We start from the raw sequence: 236 nt of genomic DNA on the forward strand, positions 1-236 counted from the left end.
GCAAATATTGCCCTCCACGGCATGGAAGAAAGCATCAAATCCTTAGCTACTAAGCTACCAGGGAAAGGTAGTCGTACAAACAAACGCGATGCAATCTCGCTAATCCGTTATGCGGACGACTTCGTTATCCTGCATGAGAACAAGGATGTAATTCTAAAATGTCGCGACCACATCCAGGAATGGCTAAAAGGAATAGGGTTGGAACTTAAGGATACCAAAACCCACATCACCCACAC

At 45.3% G+C, this 236-nt stretch carries 1 protein-coding gene; it reads left to right on the forward strand.

What is annotated here, in order from left to right; genetic code table 11:
* Nucleotides 1–236 (forward strand): reverse transcriptase domain-containing protein (locus tag LKK83_RS16980; protein WP_324632428.1); only part of this gene is annotated, 236 nt, incomplete at both ends.

The sequence above is a fragment of the Phormidium sp. CCY1219 genome, assembly GCF_035615515.1.
In the GTDB taxonomy this organism is placed as follows: Bacteria; Cyanobacteriota; Cyanobacteriia; order Cyanobacteriales; family Laspinemataceae; genus CCY1219.